Annotated in this window: 1 protein-coding gene; it reads right to left on the reverse strand. The window is 60.2% G+C overall.

The window, feature by feature from the left end; translation table 11 throughout:
* Positions 1–14: 14 nt before the first annotated feature.
* Positions 15–905, reverse strand: a complete 891-nt coding sequence (locus tag FJM74_RS22085; protein WP_187264819.1) for an IS1595 family transposase — start codon at positions 903–905, stop codon at positions 15–17.
* Positions 906–969: the final 64 nt, after the last annotated feature.

Raw genomic sequence — 969 nt, forward strand, 5'->3', positions numbered from 1 at the left:
ATTGAATTAGGCACTTAAGCAATAACCATTTTATAGGGATGAGGTGGGGCGGCCACCATCCTTTTGAGGAGGTTTTCGAAGATGCCCTCCTTCATCTTGTGCCTGTTGAAGCGGTAGGTGTACTCGTTGATGTAAGCCTGCAGGTAGCGCACTGAGTGGTGCACGCCCCGGAGCCAGGCCTTGAACATCATGATGCTGCGGTGGAGCTGGGGGAAGTTCTTCCCCTTCTTCTCCGACTTCTCCCGCACCAGCCTGGGGTAGACCTCCTCCAGGCCCTGGTAGCCACTCCAGCCGTCGGTGCGCACCTGGGCCTCGGGGCTGATGTGCTCCCCCATGAAGGCCTTCAGGTTCTTGCGGTCGGCCTTCTCTATCACCTTGCCGTACATGCGCGCCACGCCCCTGCCCTTGCGCTCGATGGCCACCACCACCAGGCTTTTGCTGCCCTGGCTGCGGCCGGTGGCCTGCTCGTCCTGCCCGCCCACGAAGGTCTCGTCCACGTCCACCTTGCCGGCCATGGGGAAGTGGCCGCTGCTCTCCATGGCCTTCATCACCTTCTGCCTGAAGAGCCAGCAGGTCTTCTGCCGCAGCTCGAGCTTGCGGCTCAGCTCCGTGGAGCTCATCCCGCTCTTGCAGGTGGAGACGTAGTAGACGATGTAGAAGGCCTTGAGCAGGGGGAACTTGCAGCCGTGGAAGAGGGTGCCCGCCGTCGGGGACTCGGTGTGGCCGCAGCTGGTGCACTGCCGGTCCAGCGGGCTGCTGCCGGCGCAGTGCCTGCCCTTGCCGCACTTGACGCAGGCGTAGCCCTGGGACCATTTGAGCTGGGCCAGGTACTCCCGGCAGGCCGAGTCGTTGGGGAAGCGGGACTGAAACTCAAACAGCGACAGGCTCTGGTATCTTTTCTCCATGTAAATAGCTATATATCAATTAATATACAGCTTTCTGAGCCATTAAACAAGTGCCTAATTCAAT

It is taken from the genome of Pontibacter beigongshangensis (assembly GCF_014332515.1).
Taxonomy (GTDB): Bacteria; Bacteroidota; Bacteroidia; order Cytophagales; family Hymenobacteraceae; genus Pontibacter; species Pontibacter beigongshangensis.

Bases quoted from the DNA above. Each gene is read 5' to 3' on its own strand.
- FJM74_RS22085 (WP_187264819.1), bottom strand. From the start codon at position 905: ATGGAGAAAAGATACCAGAGCCTGTCGCTGTTTGAGTTTCAGTCCCGC.